The 15,030-nt window shown below is 60.7% G+C and carries 11 protein-coding genes; 6 read left to right on the top strand and 5 right to left on the bottom strand.

Annotation, left to right across the window (positions count from 1 at the left end; translation table 11 throughout):
- Positions 1-22 precede the first annotated feature (22 nt).
- Positions 23-622, bottom strand: coding sequence for an FMN-dependent NADH-azoreductase (locus tag KW840_RS19150; protein WP_046043697.1), 600 nt, complete (start codon positions 620-622; stop codon positions 23-25).
- 235 nt (positions 623-857) lie between these two features.
- The gene (locus KW840_RS19145) at positions 858-1,172 is read right to left on the bottom strand and encodes a hypothetical protein (protein ID WP_057715974.1); all 315 of its coding nucleotides are present in this window, start codon (positions 1,170-1,172) and stop codon (positions 858-860) included.
- A gap of 49 nt (positions 1,173-1,221) precedes the next feature.
- On the opposite strand from KW840_RS19145, the gene KW840_RS19140 reads away from it, so the two are divergent.
- The 5 genes from KW840_RS19140 (at position 1,222) to aqpZ (ending at position 6,469) form a co-directional block, all read left to right on the top strand.
- A complete protein-coding gene (locus tag KW840_RS19140; protein ID WP_008018223.1) occupies positions 1,222-2,145 on the top strand; it encodes a LysR family transcriptional regulator in 924 nt (307 codons plus the stop codon).
- 14 nt (positions 2,146-2,159) lie between these two features.
- Positions 2,160-2,963 (top strand): alpha/beta fold hydrolase, encoded by an 804-nt coding sequence (locus KW840_RS19135; RefSeq protein WP_218496951.1) that lies wholly within the window; start codon positions 2,160-2,162, stop codon positions 2,961-2,963.
- Between the two features lie 3 nt (positions 2,964-2,966).
- Complete coding sequence (locus KW840_RS19130; RefSeq protein WP_218496949.1) at positions 2,967-3,530, top strand: peptidylprolyl isomerase; 564 nt, start codon at positions 2,967-2,969, stop codon at positions 3,528-3,530.
- Between the two features lie 94 nt (positions 3,531-3,624).
- Entirely contained in the window at positions 3,625-5,457 is a 1,833-nt protein-coding gene (locus KW840_RS19125; protein WP_218496939.1) for an ABC transporter ATP-binding protein, read from the top strand.
- 313 nt (positions 5,458-5,770) lie between these two features.
- Positions 5,771-6,469 (top strand): aquaporin Z, encoded by a 699-nt coding sequence (gene aqpZ / locus KW840_RS19120; RefSeq protein ID WP_057715979.1) that lies wholly within the window; start codon positions 5,771-5,773, stop codon positions 6,467-6,469.
- Between the two features lie 11 nt (positions 6,470-6,480).
- Here aqpZ and KW840_RS19115 read toward each other — a convergent pair whose 3' ends face one another.
- Positions 6,481-7,605, bottom strand: a complete 1,125-nt coding sequence (locus KW840_RS19115; protein ID WP_218496935.1) for a GNAT family N-acetyltransferase — start codon at positions 7,603-7,605, stop codon at positions 6,481-6,483.
- 281 nt (positions 7,606-7,886) lie between these two features.
- Here KW840_RS19115 and KW840_RS19110 point away from each other — a divergent pair, with 281 nt between their 5' ends.
- Entirely contained in the window at positions 7,887-9,218 is a 1,332-nt protein-coding gene (locus KW840_RS19110) for a putative porin (protein WP_057715980.1), read from the top strand.
- A gap of 309 nt (positions 9,219-9,527) precedes the next feature.
- Here the strand turns inward: KW840_RS19110 and KW840_RS19105 are convergent, their stop codons facing one another.
- Positions 9,528-10,649: a beta-ketoacyl-ACP synthase III gene (locus tag KW840_RS19105; protein WP_057715981.1), complete on the bottom strand. Its 1,122-nt coding sequence runs from the start codon at positions 10,647-10,649 to the stop codon at positions 9,528-9,530.
- 345 nt (positions 10,650-10,994) lie between these two features.
- Positions 10,995-14,906 carry an ATP-dependent RNA helicase HrpA gene (gene hrpA / locus KW840_RS19100; protein ID WP_218496933.1) on the bottom strand — a complete coding sequence of 1,304 codons (3,912 nt, stop codon included), beginning with the start codon at positions 14,904-14,906 and terminating at the stop codon, positions 10,995-10,997.
- Positions 14,907-15,030 lie beyond the last annotated feature (124 nt).

The following is a 15,030-nucleotide window of genomic DNA, read 5'->3' as shown; positions in this document are numbered from 1 at the left end:
CGATTATCTGGCGATTAACCGGTCAGGCCACTTGCGAAAGCTTGGCGTTCGCCTGGTTCAGGCCTTTCTCCTGGAAGTCTCCGCCCAGGTTCATGCCTTCGGCGTGGATGAACGTCACGTCGTGGATACCGATGAAACCCATGACCTGGCGCAGGTACGGTTCCTGGTGATCGGCGGTGCTGCCGGCATAGATGCCGCCGCGAGCCGTCAACACATACGCACGCTTGCCGCTGAGCAGGCCTTGGGGACCGGTTTCGGTGTACTTGAAGGTCACGCCGGCACGCAGTACATGGTCGAGCCAGGCTTTCAGGGTGCTGGGGATCGCAAAGTTGTACATGGGCGCGGCCATGACCAGTACATCGGCGGCAAGCAATTCATCGGTCAACTGGTTGGAACGTTCCAGGGATGCCTGTTCGATGTCGCTGCGCTGCTCGGCGGGTTTCATCCAGCCACCCAGCAGGTTGATATCCAGGTGCGGCACCGGCTTGACGGCCAGGTCCCGGACAGTGATCTGGTCATTCGGGTGAGCGGCTTTCCACTGGCTGATGAACGTCTGGGTCAGTTGGCGGGAAACCGAGTCTTGCTGACGGGCACTGCTTTCGATGATCAGAACGCGGGACATGGGATGTAGCCTCCATCTGAGAATGCTGTAGGTCGATGGAGTGAAGGTTAAACAGAGTCATATCGATGAAAAAGCGCAAATAACTGCTATAACCCATCAATAAATTCGTTTATAAGCTCAGCATGCACTACCCCCTGTAGGAGCGAGCTTGCTCGCGAGGCGTCATGTCATTCAATTTTTTTGTTGCCTGACACACCGCTATCGCGAGCAAGCTCGCTCCCACAGGGGATTGATTTCATTTCGGGGTGCAGGTCAGCTCGATGCGCAGCTTGATGATGCTGCGGGTGAACTTGGCGGTGGCATTTTTGTGCTTGCCGGCCGGTACGTCGATCTTGCGGGTACGCGGTGCTTCCGGGCCATTGATGAAAACGACCTTGCAACTCGCATCGACGTCGCCGTAGTTGGCTACCTGAATGGAGCCGATGTCGTTATCCGTGTCGTAGGTCTGGTAATCGATCTTCATGCCGTTGAGGTCTTTTTTCACATCGATCGGGTAAGCCATCGCCGTCAGCGGCAGCAGCGCCAGCAGCACACAACAGAATTTTTTCATTCAGCAGCCTCCAATTAGGGCTGCCAGCTTAGGACAAGAGGAGTTCAACATGAAAGCGCCCCGCGTGACCCTCGATCAATGGCGAACGCTGCAGGCTGTGGTCGATCACGGTGGTTTCGCCCAGGCCGCCGAGGCGCTGCATCGCTCGCAATCGTCAGTCAGCTACACCGTGGCCCGCATGCAGGATCAACTCGGCGTGCCGTTGCTGCGTATCGACGGACGCAAAGCCGTGCTGACCGAAGCCGGCGGCGTTCTGTTGCGCCGCTCCCGGCAACTGGTGAAACAGGCCAGTCAACTCGAAGACCTGGCCCATCACATGGAGCAGGGCTGGGAAGCCGAAGTGCGCCTGGTGGTCGACGCTGCCTACCCGAGTGCCCGCCTCGTCCGCGCCTTGACCGCGTTCATGCCGCAAAGCCGTGGCTGCCGGGTGCGCCTGCGCGAGGAAGTGCTGTCTGGCGTGGAGGAAGTCCTGCTCGAAGGCGTGGCCGACCTGGCCATCACGGGTTTCAGTATTCCCGGTTACCTGGGCGCTGAGTTGAGCGACGTCGAGTTCGTCGCGGTCGCCCATCCGGAGCATCCCCTGCACCGCCTCAACCGTGAACTGAGCTTCCAGGACCTTGAAAGCCAGATGCAGGTAGTGATCCGCGACTCGGGCCGCCAGCAACCACGGGACGTCGGCTGGCTCGGTGCCGAACAGCGCTGGACCGTCGGCAGCCTGGCCACCGCTGCGACCTTCGTCAGCAGCGGCCTGGGGTTTGCCTGGCTGCCCAGGCACATGATCGAACGGGAACTCAAGGAAGGTACGCTCAAGCTGCTACCGTTGGATCAGGGCGGCAGCCGTAACCCGAGCTTTTACCTGTATTCGAACAAGGACAAACCGCTGGGACCGGCCACGCAGATTCTCATCGAACTGCTGCGTACGTTTGACACCGCACCACTGGACGCACCGTTCGCCGCCCCCGAACAAGCCTGACACGGAGTGTATGCATGGCCTATTTCGAACACGAAGGTTGCAACCTGCACTATGAGGAATATGGTCACGGCACGCCGCTGCTGCTGGTCCACGGTCTCGGCTCCAGCACCCTGGACTGGGAAAAACAGATCCCGGCACTTGCCACCCGCTACCGGGTGATCGTCCCGGATGTGCGCGGTCACGGCCGTTCGGACAAACCCCGGGAGCGCTACAGCATTGCCGGATTCAGCGCTGACCTGATTGCACTGATCGAACACCTCAATCTCGGTCCGGCACACTATGTCGGCCTGTCCATGGGCGGCATGATCGGCTTCCAACTGGGCGTGGATCAACCGCAACTGCTCAAGAGCCTGTGCATCGTCAACAGCGCGCCCGAGGTCAAGCTGCGCAGCCGCGATGACTACTGGCAGTGGTTCAAGCGCTGGAGCCTGATGCACGCACTCAGCCTGCGCACCATTGGCAAGGCACTGGGTAGCAAGCTGTTCCCCAAACCCGAGCAGGCCGATTTGCGACAAAAAATGGCCGAACGCTGGGCAAAAAACGACAAACATGCTTATCTCGCCAGCTTCAATGCCATTGTCGGCTGGGGAGTCCAGGAACGACTTTCGAAGGTCACCTGTCCAACCCTCATCGTCAGCGCCGACCGTGACTACACACCGGTGGCGCTGAAGGAAAACTACGTAAAACTGCTGCCCGACGCGCGGCTGGTGGTGATCGCCGATTCACGCCACGCCACGCCGCTGGACCAGCCGGAACACTTCAACCAGACGCTGCTGGAGTTTCTGACCGCAGTCGACACCACCACTCAGGATCACTGACCCATGCTGAAAACAATCGCCCTCGCCGCAGGCACCGTCCTGTTTGCCGCCAACCTGATGGCCGCGACGCCGGAAAAGGCCCCGCATGTGCTGCTGGACACCACCAACGGCCAGATCGAAATCGAACTGGACCCGGTCAAGGCCCCGATCAGTACCAAGAACTTCCTTGCGTACGTCGACAGTGGTTTCTACAACAACACGATTTTCCACCGGGTGATCCCGGGGTTCATGGCCCAGGGCGGTGGTTTCACCTCCTCGATGCAGCAGAAACCGACCAAGGACCCGATCAAGAACGAAGCCAGCAACGGCCTGCATAACGTGCGTGGCACGCTGTCGATGGCACGCACCTCCGATCCTGACTCGGCCACCAGCCAGTTCTTCATCAACGTCAAGGACAACGATTTCCTTGATCCGGGCCGCGACGCCGGCTACGCCGTGTTCGCCAAAGTGGTCAAGGGCATGGACGTGGTCGATATCATCGTCAACACGCCTACCACCAGCAAAAACGGTATGCGCGACGTGCCGGCCGATCCGGTGTTCATCAAGTCAGCCAAGCGCATCGACTGAGACTAAGCTGGACAAGGATGTCCGAGCCGTTGCCGGTGTTTGCCGGCAATGCTCAAAACGTTAAAAGGAGAGCCCGCTCGCGGGCGAACAACCAATGCTTTATCGCCGCTTTGAAAAACTGATCGATGTGTTCCGCGAAGCACCGACGGCGTCTCCGCCGGACCGGGTTTTCCCTTTCTACACTTATTACCTCAAGCAGGTCTGGCCGAGCTTCGCCGCCCTGCTGATCGTCGGCCTGATTGGTGCGTTGATCGAGGTGGCGTTGTTCAGCTACCTGAGCCGTATCATCGACCTGGCCCAAGGCACGCCGAACATCAATCTGTTCCGGGATCACGCCCTCGAACTGACCTGGATGGTGGTGGTCGCGCTGGTGCTGCGCCCCATATTCGTGGGCCTGCATGACCTGCTGGTGCACCAGACCCTGAGCCCCAGCATGACCAGCATGATCCGCTGGCAGAACCACAGCTACGTGCTCAAGCAGAGCCTGAATTTCTTCCAGAACGACTTCGCCGGGCGCATCGCCCAACGCATCATGCAAACCGGCAACTCACTGCGCGATTCCGCCGTGCAGGCCGTGGATGCGTTGTGGCATGTGCTGATCTACGCCATCAGTTCCCTGGTGCTGTTCGCCGAAGCCGACTGGCGCCTGATGATCCCGCTGCTGACCTGGATCTTCGCCTTCATCGGCGCCCTCTGTTACTTCGTGCCACGGGTCAAGGATCGCTCGGTGGTGGCGTCCGATGCGCGCTCCAAACTCATGGGGCGGATTGTCGACGGCTACACCAACATCACCACCCTGAAATTGTTCGCCCACACCAACTTCGAGCAGCAATACGCCCGCGAAGCGATCAAGGAACAGACCGAAAAGGCGCAACTGGCTGGCCGTGTGGTCACCAGCATGGACGTGGTCATCACCAGCATGAACGGCTTGCTGATCGTCTGCACCACCGGCCTGGCCCTGTGGTTGTGGACGCAGTCGTTGATCAGCGTCGGGGCGATTGCCCTGGCCACCGGCCTGGTGATCCGCATCGTCAACATGTCCGGCTGGATCATGTGGGTGGTGACCGGCATCTTCGAAAACATCGGCATGGTGCAGGACGGTCTGCAGACCATCTCGCAACCGGTCAGCGTCACCGACCGTGACCAGGCCAAACCCCTGGCGGTGGCCCGTGGCGAAGTACGCTTCGAACAGGTGGATTTCCACTATGGCAAGCAGAGCGGGATCATCGGCGACCTCAACCTGAGCATCAAGGCTGGCGAGAAAATCGGCCTGATCGGCCCTTCCGGCGCCGGCAAGTCAACCCTGGTGAACCTGCTGCTTCGCCTGTACGACGTCGAAGGCGGACGCATCCTGATCGACGGCCAGAACATCGCCGACGTCAGCCAGGAAAGCCTGCGCGAACGCATCGGCATGATCACCCAGGACACCTCGCTGCTGCACCGCTCGATCCGTGACAACCTGCTGTATGGCAAACCCGACGCCACCGACGCCCAACTCTGGGAAGCGGTGCACAAGGCCCGGGCTGACGGTTTCATTCCTTCGTTGTCGGACGCTGAAGGCCGTACCGGTTTCGATGCCCACGTCGGTGAGCGCGGGGTGAAACTCTCCGGCGGCCAGCGCCAGCGCATCGCCATCGCCCGGGTACTGCTCAAGGACGCGCCGATCCTGATCATGGATGAGGCCACGTCGGCACTGGACTCGGAAGTCGAAGCAGCGATCCAGGAAAGTCTCGAGACCCTGATGCAGGGCAAAACCGTGATCGCCATCGCCCACCGGCTGTCGACCATCGCCCGGATGGACCGGCTGGTGGTGCTGGAAAACGGCAAGATCGCCGAAACCGGAACCCACGCCGAGCTGCTCGCCCATGGCGGTTTGTATGCGCGGTTGTGGCAACACCAGACCGGTGGGTTTGTCGGGATCGATTGATCCGCAGGATGGCCACATTACCCTGTAGGAGCGAGCTTGCTCGCGATGGTCGTCAACGATAATGCTGGGAGCCTGACAGCCCGCGGCGTTCTCTGGTTCATCGCGAGCAAGCTCGCTCCTACAGGGGGGGGCAAGTGAAGCCGAAAGATTATAGAAAACCGCCAGGGCCCGCCAACAACGGGCCCTGGCGGTTTTTTATGCCTGCTGGAATTCTGAAAAAACCGTGCTGTACTGACTTCAACGTTCTGGAGATGGTTCTGCAGTCCATCGGCTGGATGCTCAAGGCAGCATAATCTCGAAAGGGCACTCTCCTATGTCTCTGTTAAAACGTTCGGCGACTGAGTTGGTTGGTACGTTCTGGCTGGTGTTGGGTGGTTGCGGCAGCGCAGTGTTGGCGGCGGCTTTTCCGGAGGTGGGGATCGGCCTGCTCGGGGTGTCCTTTGCGTTTGGCCTGACAGTGCTGACCATGGCTTTTGCCATTGGCCATATTTCCGGTTGTCATCTCAACCCCGCGGTATCCCTCGGCCTAGTGGTGGGTGGACGGTTTCCGGCCAAGGAATTGCCGGCCTACATCATTGCCCAGGTCATTGGCGGTGTGATTGCCGCCGCGCTGCTGTACTTCATTGCCAGCGGCAAACCCGGTTTCGAACTGGCGGGAGGCCTGGCGTCCAACGGCTACGGCGAACACTCGCCTGGCGGCTATTCGATGGCGGCAGGGTTTGTCTGTGAACTGGTGATGACCGCGATGTTCATCCTGATCATCCTCGGCGCCACCGACAAACGTGCACCGGCAGGACTGGCACCCATTGCCATCGGCCTGGGGCTGACGCTGATCCACCTGATCTCGATCCCGGTCACCAACACTTCAGTCAACCCGGCGCGCAGCACCGGCCCGGCGCTGATCGTCGGCGGCTGGGCGATTCAACAACTGTGGATGTTCTGGGTCGCGCCGCTACTGGGTGCAGTGGTCGGTGGCGTGCTGTATCGCGGGCTGGGCAAGGAAGAAAGCTGACACGCTGAAGTTCAGCCTTGTCGATAAGGCAAGGCTGACTTCGCATCCTCTGCATAAGCCAGCACCCCCAGCCGCTCCTGCTCCAGGAAGTCTTTCACCGCAGCTTTCAATCCCGAATGCCGCAAGTAGTGCCAGGAATGCGTAATGACTGGCTCGAATCCGCGAATCAGTTTGTGCTCGCCCTGGGCTCCGGCATCGAAACGCTGGAAACCGTTGGCAATGGCATAGTCCATGCCCTGGTAGAAACAGGTCTCGAAATGCAGGCGGTCGAACTCTGCCAGGCATCCCCAGTAACGGCCATAAAAACTGTCGCCCCCCACCAGACTGAACGCCATCGCCACCGGCCGTGAACCCTGTTTGGCCAGTACCACGCGAATCGACTCAGGCATGTGCTCGGCCAGCAGGCTGAAAAACTCCCGCGTCAGATACGGCGCTTGCCGGCGCACCGCGTAAGTATTGGCGTAGCAGGCATAGACGAAATCCCATTGCGCCTGGCTCAGTTCCCGCCCCTCCAGCCATTCGAACTCGAAGCCCTGGCCGGCCACCTGCTCGCGCTCCTTGCGCATCTGTTTGCGTTTGCGCGAACTGAGCACGTCGAGGAAGTCCTGGAAATCCCGGTAGCCGCGATTCTGCCAGTGGTATTGACAGCCAACGCGCTGCAGCCAGCCCGGTTGCTCGCTCAGTGCCGCGTCGGTGAACGGATCGGTGAAATTGATGTGGGCACTGGAGAGCCCTTCAAGCTCCAGGTAGCCCGGCAGGCTTTTCAACAACTCGAAGCCGTCTTCGACCGTGGCCGCCAACAGCCGCGGCCCGGTGACCGGACTGAACGGCACCGCGCTCAACAGCTTGGGGTAGTAGTCAATGCCGGCACGTTCACAGGCATCGGCCCAGGCGTGATCGAACACGTACTCGCCATAGGAATGCCACTTGCGATAACCGGGGAGCGCGGCGATCAGTCGATCCCCTTCGACGTGCAATAAATGCTCGGGCTGCCAGCCGGTATGGGGTCCGACGCTGCCGCTGTCTTCCAGTGCGCTCAAAAAGGCGTGACGCAGAAAAGGCTGAGTCTCGGGCACCAGTGCGTCCCACGTCTGCGGGGCGATTTCTGACAGTTTTTGCAGGCGTTGCAACGGCATCACCATCCTCACTCTTCATGGCGTGAAAGCCCCGCGAGTATCGCCTATCGCTCTGCAATGCACACGGGCAAAACGACGACAGCGCTCTAACTCAATAGTTCACGGCAGCTTTGTATCGTCATCGACATGACATCACATTGCCACTGCTCTGTAATAAACCATCGCGATACTGGCGCCTGTTTTTAGAGCGCCGGGTTATACCCGGCCACTGTTTTCCGCCCCCTTATGGTCGGTTGTGTCCCGGATGGCTCTGTCATCCCCTCTCATCTTCGGAGATTGATATGCGTCTTGCTTCCACGAAAACTGCGGCGGCCTTGTGCGGTGGCCTGTTGCTGGCCATGAGTGTTCCGGCCAGTGCCGCAGTCGACGCCAAACTGCTCGACATGCTCAAGGCTAACGGCTCGATCACCAGCGCGCAGTACAGCGAACTGCAAGCCGAGCTGGCCAGGGATCAGAAAGAACAGCAGATCGCCCGTCAGGCTCAGCAAGAGACCAACGAGCAAATCGCGGCCACCGCGAAGAAAACCGACACACTGAGCGCTTTCGACCAGAAACTGGCCTGGGCTGCCAAGACCCAGTTCAAGGGCGACGTGCGCTTCCGTCAGGAAACCGTGCACAACGATGGCGTATCCAACAACAAAGACCAGGACCGTCAGCGCATTCGTGCCCGCCTGGGTGCCTACACCGAAATCAACCCTCAAGTCGACACTGGTATCCGTATCGCCACCGGCAACAACGACGACGCTCGATCCACCAACCAGAGCCTGGACAACTACTTCGACAAGAAGCAAATCTGGCTGGACCAGGGTTACGTCGACTACCACCCGGACGCGATCAAGAACCTGCACCTGGTTGGCGGCAAGATGCCGCAACAATGGGTGAGCATGGGCGACATCATCTGGGATAGCGACATCAGCCCGGAAGGTCTGGCCGTTACCTACAAGTACCCGCTGAGCGGCAGCACCGAGCTGTTCGGCAGCGCCGGTCACTACACCCTCAAGGACAACGTCGACGGTGAAGGCGTGCAGTTCAAGCACGACCTGCGCCTGTATGCCGGCCAGTTGGGTGGTCGCTTCGCCATCACCGACAGCATGAAAATGACCTTGGGCGGCAGTCTCTACGCCTACGACAACGATGACAGCAGCGCCTGCCCTACCAGCGGCACCGTCACCACGCCGTGCGCACTGGCCGTCAACGGCAACAGCCCGGGCGAACAGTTCAAACTGTACGAAGGCTTTGGCCAACTGGACTTCTCCAACCTGCCAGTACCGCTGTCGCTGTACGGTCAGTACGTCAACAACGCCGATGCCAGCAACGACCAGGACACTGGCTGGTTGGCCGGTGTCAAGACCAAGCTTTACGGCTTCGGCGTGGACTACAACTACCGCGACGTACAGCGTAACGCTGTGGTGGGCGCCTTCACCGACTCCGACTTCGCCAACGGCTTCACCGGTTCGCGCGGCAGCAAGCTGAAAGTGAGCTACGAACTGGACAAGAACTTCACCCTGGGCGCGACCTACTACATGGCGACCTCGGACCAGACCAACGCCAACATCAAGAAAACCGATTCGGACATCAACACCCTGCAACTGGATGCCGAAGCCAAGTTCTGATTCACCCCGCTACACGACTCGGGCAAGGAAGCCCGGGACGCTTTTACAGCCTGTCGTTGTTATCTCGGTCCCCATCATCCTCCGACACATCAACGCCGGGCTGTTTTCATATCCCCGCCTGCACATATTCATTGTGGCGAGGGGGCTTGCCCCCGTTGGATCGCGAAGCGATCCCAAACCCGGCCACTGCAATTTGACAGACATACCGTATCAGCCTGTTCTACGTCGACTTCGTCGCCGAACGGGGGCAAGCCCCCTCGCCACAAAAGCCCTGCCAAAAAAATCGCAGCTGCGACAGTTAAAACAATTTCAGCGCTTGCGCAGCAACACGCTACCAATCGAATAACCGGCACCGAACGAACTGAGCACTGCCAGCGAACCTGCAGCCAGATCGTCCTGGTTCTTGTGGAACGCAATCACGGAACCGGCGGAACTGGTGTTGGCGTAGGTGTCGAGAATCACCGGCGCTTCCTGTTCGGTGGCATCGCGACCCAGCAGTTTCTTGACGATCAGGTGGTTCATGCTGAGGTTGGCCTGATGCAGCCAGAAGCGCTTCACGTCGCTGACGTTGAGCTGGTTCTCCTGCAGATGCTCACCGATCAGCTCGGCAACCAACGGGCAGACTTCCTTGAATACCTTGCGGCCTTCCTGCACGAACAGTTTGTCCTTGGCACCGATGCCCTCTTCCGCCGCGCGGTTGAGGAAGCCGAAGTTGTTGCGGATGTTGTTGGAGAACTTGGTCAGCAGCTTGGTGCTGACGATGTCGAACTGGTACTTGGACGTCGCCAGGTCAGCACGCTCGATGATCACCGCGGTGGCAGCGTCACCGAAGATGAAGTGGCTGTCGCGGTCACGGAAGTTCAGGTGACCGGTGCAGACCTCCGGGTTGACCATCAGGACCGCCCGGGCCTGGCCCAGCTGCACGCTGTTGGCGGCGGTCTGGATACCGAAGGTCGCCGAGGAGCACGCCACGTTCATGTCGAAACCGAAACCCTGGATGCCCAACGCTTCCTGGACTTCGATGGCAATGGCTGGATAGGCGCGCTGCAGGTTGGAACAGGCGACGATCACGCCGTCGATGTCCGCGGCGGTCTTGCCGGCGCGCTGCAAGGCTTGTTCGGCCGCGCCGATGGCCATCTGGCACAGCACCGACCACTCGTCGTTGGAGCGCTCCGGCAGGCGTGGGGCCATGCGCTGCGGGTCGAGGATGCCATCCTTGTCCATGACAAAGCGGCTTTTGATGCCCGAGGCCTTTTCGATGAACGCGGCGCTGGATTCGGTCAATGCCTCCACTTCACCGCGCGCAATGGCATCGGCGTTGTCGGCGTTGAATTGCGCGACGTAAGTATTGAAAGACTGCACCAGCTCTTCGTTGGAAATGCTATTGGCCGGGGTGTACAGGCCGGTGCCGCTGATGACGACGTTATGCATGGTCGTGTCTCTAATCTGTTCAGGCAGAAAGCATTGGCACCGTCGTACCAATACACAAAGGGTCTATTCCCATCCGGGGGACGCAAACCTGGCATCGCTTTATTCCGACCTGCCCGAGACCGTGAAGGCTCAAAACCGCGGGGCCGGCGTTTATAGGCGCGAAGTTTGCCATAAACCGTGGGTTTTGGCCCCTTTTTGCTGGACAACCCACCTGTTATAGACACCACAGCAACCTGTGGGAGCGAGCTTGCTCGCGATGGGGCCATCAAATTCAACATCTATGCTGCATGACAGGCCGCTATCGCGAGCAAGCTCGCTCCCACAGGGGTTGCACCGGCCTCGCGTCTACGGCTCGACTTGCGCCCACTGCTTGTTCAGGCGCTTGTCGGAGATAGGCACCTTGGTTCCCAACTGTTGCGCAAACAACGAAACCCGGTATTCCTCCAGCCACCAGCGATACAACTCAAGCTGCGGATCGCGCTTGCCTTCCTGGGCGTGTTTGCTGGCGCGGGTCTGGTATTGCGTCCACAGGCCGCTCAATTCGCCGCTCCAGACCCGGTCGCGCTGCACCTGGGCACCGATTTTTTCAAAGCGCTGTTCGATCGCCTTGAGGTAACGCGGTAACTCCTTGAGCCACTGCATCGGCGTTTCCCGGACAAATCCCGGATAGACCAGGTAGCTGAGCTGCTGCTTGATGTCGTTCAGGGCCACGGCTTGGGCGAGATCGATCTTGCCCTTGAAGCGCTTTTGCAGGCCATGCCAGAGCTTGAGGATTTCCAGGGTCAGCTTCGCCACACGTTCGGCGTGCTCGGTCCAGGCGCCACGCTTGCGCTCGGCCAGGGACGCCAGACCGGCGCCGTCACGGGGCAGCGGGTCTTCACCTTCGAGAATGCAGCTGTCGAGGCTGGCCAGCAGAATGTCTTCCACCAGCGCATCGACCCGTCCCATGTCGCGGTACAGCAGGCCCAATTCGGTCAGGCCCGGCAACTTGCCGCGCAGGAACTTCGCAGGCTCAGCCAGTTGCTGCATCAGCAAGCGTTGCAGGGCACGGCGATGCTGGAACTCGGCTTCGGCCGGGGTGGAGAAACGCCCTTCCTTGACCGTCCCGGCTTCCTCCACCAGCGCCGGGTAGACCGTCATCGACAGCCCGGCGATCTTCTGTTGGGTTTTCTCGGCCACGGCGGCAAACACTTTCGGCTCCACCGGTTGCTGGCTCTTCGCGGTTTGCGGAACCGCCAATGCAGCCTGGCTGGCCTCGGCGAAACGCGCGGTGAGCTCGGCCAGATCGCGACCTTCGCCGAGGAACTTGCCCTGGGCGTCGACGATTTCCAGGTTCATCCGCAGATGACTTTCGACCTGCTGCGCGGCCTCGCTCCAGGCTTCATCGCTGACGCGGGCACCGGTCATGCGCAGCAGTTCGCGACCCAAGGCCTGAGGCAGCGAGCCCTCGGCAAAGGTCATGCGCTGCAAGGCCGCCTTGACGAAGTCCGGCACCGGTACGAAATTCTTGCGCAAGGCCTTGGGCAAGTTGCGCACCAAGGCAATGCATTTGGCTTCGATGACGCCCGGCACCAGCCACTCCAGGCGTTCCGGTGGCAGCATCGGCAACAGCGGTGCCGGCACGCGCAGGGTCACGCCGTCGCGCGGGTGATTCGGTTCGAAGTGGTAGCTGAGGGCTAATTCCAGATCGCCGATATGCAGCGTATCCGGGTAATGCTGGGCGGTGACTTCACTGGCTTCGCGGGCCAGCACGTCTTCTTCGCGCATGATCAGCAGCTGCGGGTCTTTCTGGCTGTTGATGCGGTACCAGCTGTCGAAGGTCGCGGTCTGATGGATCTCCGCCGGCAGCCGTGCGTCGTAGAAGGCGTACAGGGTTTCTTCGTCTGCGAGGATATCGCGACGGCGGGCCTTGGCTTCCAGTTCGTCGAGTTGTTCCAGCAGCTGTTTGTTGGCGGTCAGGCACTTGGCTTTCGACTGGATCTCGCCGCGCACCAGTGCTTCGCGGATGAACAATTCGCGGGACACCACCGGGTCGACCGGGCCGTAATGCACCGGCCGGCGCCCGACCACGATCAACCCGAACAGGGTGATCTGCTCGAACGCCACGACCTGGCCGCGCTTCTTCTCCCAGTGGGGCTCGAAGTGATTTTTCTTGATCAGGTGCCCGGCCAGCGGCTCGATCCAGTCGGCATCGATCTTGGCGACCATACGCGCGTAGAGCTTGGTGGTTTCCACCAGTTCGGCGGTCATCAACCATTGCGGGCGTTTTTTGCCGATTCCCGACGACGGGTGAATCCAGAAGCGCCGCTGACGGGCGCCAAGGTAATCGCCGTCTTCGGTTTTCTGGCCGATCTGGCTGAGCAACCCCACCAGCACCGCTTTGTGCAGTTTCGGATAGTCCGCCGGCTCTTTATTGAGGCTCAGCTGCATGTCGCGGCAGATCAGGCTCAATTGGCGATGGGAGTCGCGCCACTCGCGCAGGCGCAGGTAATTGAGGAAATTCTTGCGGCACCAGTTACGCAGCGGACTGGCCGTCAGCGCCTGGCGCTGCTCTTCGAAACCACGCCACAGATTGACCAGCCCGGCGAAGTCCGAGTCGGCGTCTTTCCACTGGGCGTGGGCCTGATCCGCCGCTTGCTGACGCTCCGGCGGACGCTCGCGCGGGTCCTGGATCGACATGGCGCTGGCAACGATCAGCACTTCCTGCAGGCTGCCGAGCTTCGCCGCTTCCAGCAGCATGCGGCCCATGCGCGGGTCCACCGGCAGCCGCGCCAGTTGGCGACCGAGCGGAGTCAACTGGCTGTTGCGGTCCACCGCCGAAAGTTCTTGCAGCAGGTTGTAACCGTCGCTGATGGCCTTGCCATCGGGCGGCTCGATAAACGGGAACGCGGTGACTTCGCCGAGGCGCAGATGCAGCATCTGCAAGATGACCGCCGCGAGGTTGGTGCGCAGGATTTCCGGATCGGTAAATTCCGGGCGACCGAGGAAATCCTCTTCGCTGTACAGGCGCACGCAGATGCCCGGCTCGACCCGTCCACACCGGCCTTTACGCTGGTTGGCGCTGGCCTGGGAAATGGCTTCGATGGGCAGGCGCTGGACCTTGGCCCGGTAGCTGTAGCGGCTGATGCGCGCCGTTCCGCTGTCGATCACGTAACGAATGCCCGGCACGGTCAGCGAGGTTTCCGCGACGTTGGTCGCCAGTACCACGCGACGGCCTGGGTGAGACTGGAAAATCCGCTGTTGCTCGGCCGGCGACAACCGCGCGTACAACGGCAGGATTTCGGTGTGCTTGAGCTGAGCCTTGCGCAGCATGTCGGCGGCGTCGCGAATCTCGCGTTCACCGGGCAGGAACACCAGCACGTCACCGGGGCTGCGGCGTTCGCTGCGCTCGTAGGCGGCGATTTCGTCGAGGGTGGCAAGGATCGCCTGATCCACCGTCAGGTCGTCCTCGACGCGGTTGCCCTCTTCGTCCTGCTCAAGCGTCAGCGGGCGATACCAGGTGTCCACCGGATAGGTGCGGCCGGATACCTCGACAATCGGCGCGTCATCGAAGTGCCTGGAGAAACGCTCCAGGTCGATGGTTGCCGAAGTGATGATGACTTTCAGGTCGGGACGGCGCGGCAGCAGGGTTTTCAGGTAGCCGAGCAGGAAGTCGATGTTGAGGCTGCGTTCGTGGGCCTCGTCGACGATGATCGTGTCGTAGCGTTCCAGATAACGATCATTCTGGGTTTCCGCCAACAGGATGCCGTCGGTCATCAGTTTGATCAGGGTGCTGGAATCGCTCTGATCCTCGAATCGCACCTGATAGCCGACCAACGCGCCCAGCGGCGTACCGAGTTCTTCGGCGACCCGGCTGGCGACGCTGCGTGCAGCGATCCGGCGGGGCTGGGTGTGGCCGATCAGGCCGTGCTGGCCGCGGCCGATTTCCAGGCAGATCTTCGGCAACTGGGTGGTTTTACCCGAGCCGGTCTCACCGGCGATGATCAGCACCTGATGCTTTTCCAGCGCCTTTTTGATTTCGTCGCGCTTGGCGGCGATCGGCAGGCTGTCGTCGTAACGGATCACCGGCAGGCTGGCCTTGCGCGCCAGTACCTGCTCACAGGACGCCTGCATCCGCGTCACCCACTGGCCCAGCCTGGCCTCGTCGGGTTTCTTGCGCAGCTCAAGCAACTGCCGCCGCAGCCGGTGGCGGTCGGCGAGCATGGCGTGATCGAGGTTTTTCAGCAGTTTGTCGATGGAGGGCGATTCGTCGGTCATCGGGTACGCAATTCGGTCGTCTAGTGGCGCAGGGTGGCGATTGTCGCAGATTTTACGACCGCTGCGCGGCCGATCGCGAGCAAGCTCGCTCCCACACTGGATGTATAGCGACCACAAAATCAGA

The sequence above is a fragment of the Pseudomonas sp. PDM30 genome (assembly GCF_019218985.1).
In the GTDB taxonomy this organism is placed as follows: Bacteria; Pseudomonadota; Gammaproteobacteria; order Pseudomonadales; family Pseudomonadaceae; genus Aquipseudomonas; species Aquipseudomonas jessenii.
This window is presented reverse-complemented; position numbering and strand designations above follow the sequence as displayed.

What these genes read in the sequence shown, in the direction of transcription:
- KW840_RS19150 (WP_046043697.1), bottom strand. Translation starts at nt 622, where the DNA reads ATGTCCCGCGTTCTGATCATCGAAAGCAGTGCCCGTCAGCAAGACTCG.
- KW840_RS19145 (WP_057715974.1), bottom strand. Translation starts at nt 1,172, where the DNA reads ATGAAAAAATTCTGTTGTGTGCTGCTGGCGCTGCTGCCGCTGACGGCG.
- KW840_RS19140 (WP_008018223.1), top strand. Translation starts at nt 1,222, where the DNA reads ATGAAAGCGCCCCGCGTGACCCTCGATCAATGGCGAACGCTGCAGGCT.
- KW840_RS19135 (WP_218496951.1), top strand. Translation starts at nt 2,160, where the DNA reads ATGGCCTATTTCGAACACGAAGGTTGCAACCTGCACTATGAGGAATAT.
- KW840_RS19130 (WP_218496949.1), top strand. Translation starts at nt 2,967, where the DNA reads ATGCTGAAAACAATCGCCCTCGCCGCAGGCACCGTCCTGTTTGCCGCC.
- KW840_RS19125 (WP_218496939.1), top strand. Translation starts at nt 3,625, where the DNA reads ATGCTTTATCGCCGCTTTGAAAAACTGATCGATGTGTTCCGCGAAGCA.
- aqpZ (WP_057715979.1), top strand. Translation starts at nt 5,771, where the DNA reads ATGTCTCTGTTAAAACGTTCGGCGACTGAGTTGGTTGGTACGTTCTGG.
- KW840_RS19115 (WP_218496935.1), bottom strand. Translation starts at nt 7,605, where the DNA reads ATGCCGTTGCAACGCCTGCAAAAACTGTCAGAAATCGCCCCGCAGACG.
- KW840_RS19110 (WP_057715980.1), top strand. Translation starts at nt 7,887, where the DNA reads ATGCGTCTTGCTTCCACGAAAACTGCGGCGGCCTTGTGCGGTGGCCTG.
- KW840_RS19105 (WP_057715981.1), bottom strand. Translation starts at nt 10,649, where the DNA reads ATGCATAACGTCGTCATCAGCGGCACCGGCCTGTACACCCCGGCCAAT.
- hrpA (WP_218496933.1), bottom strand. Translation starts at nt 14,906, where the DNA reads ATGACCGACGAATCGCCCTCCATCGACAAACTGCTGAAAAACCTCGAT.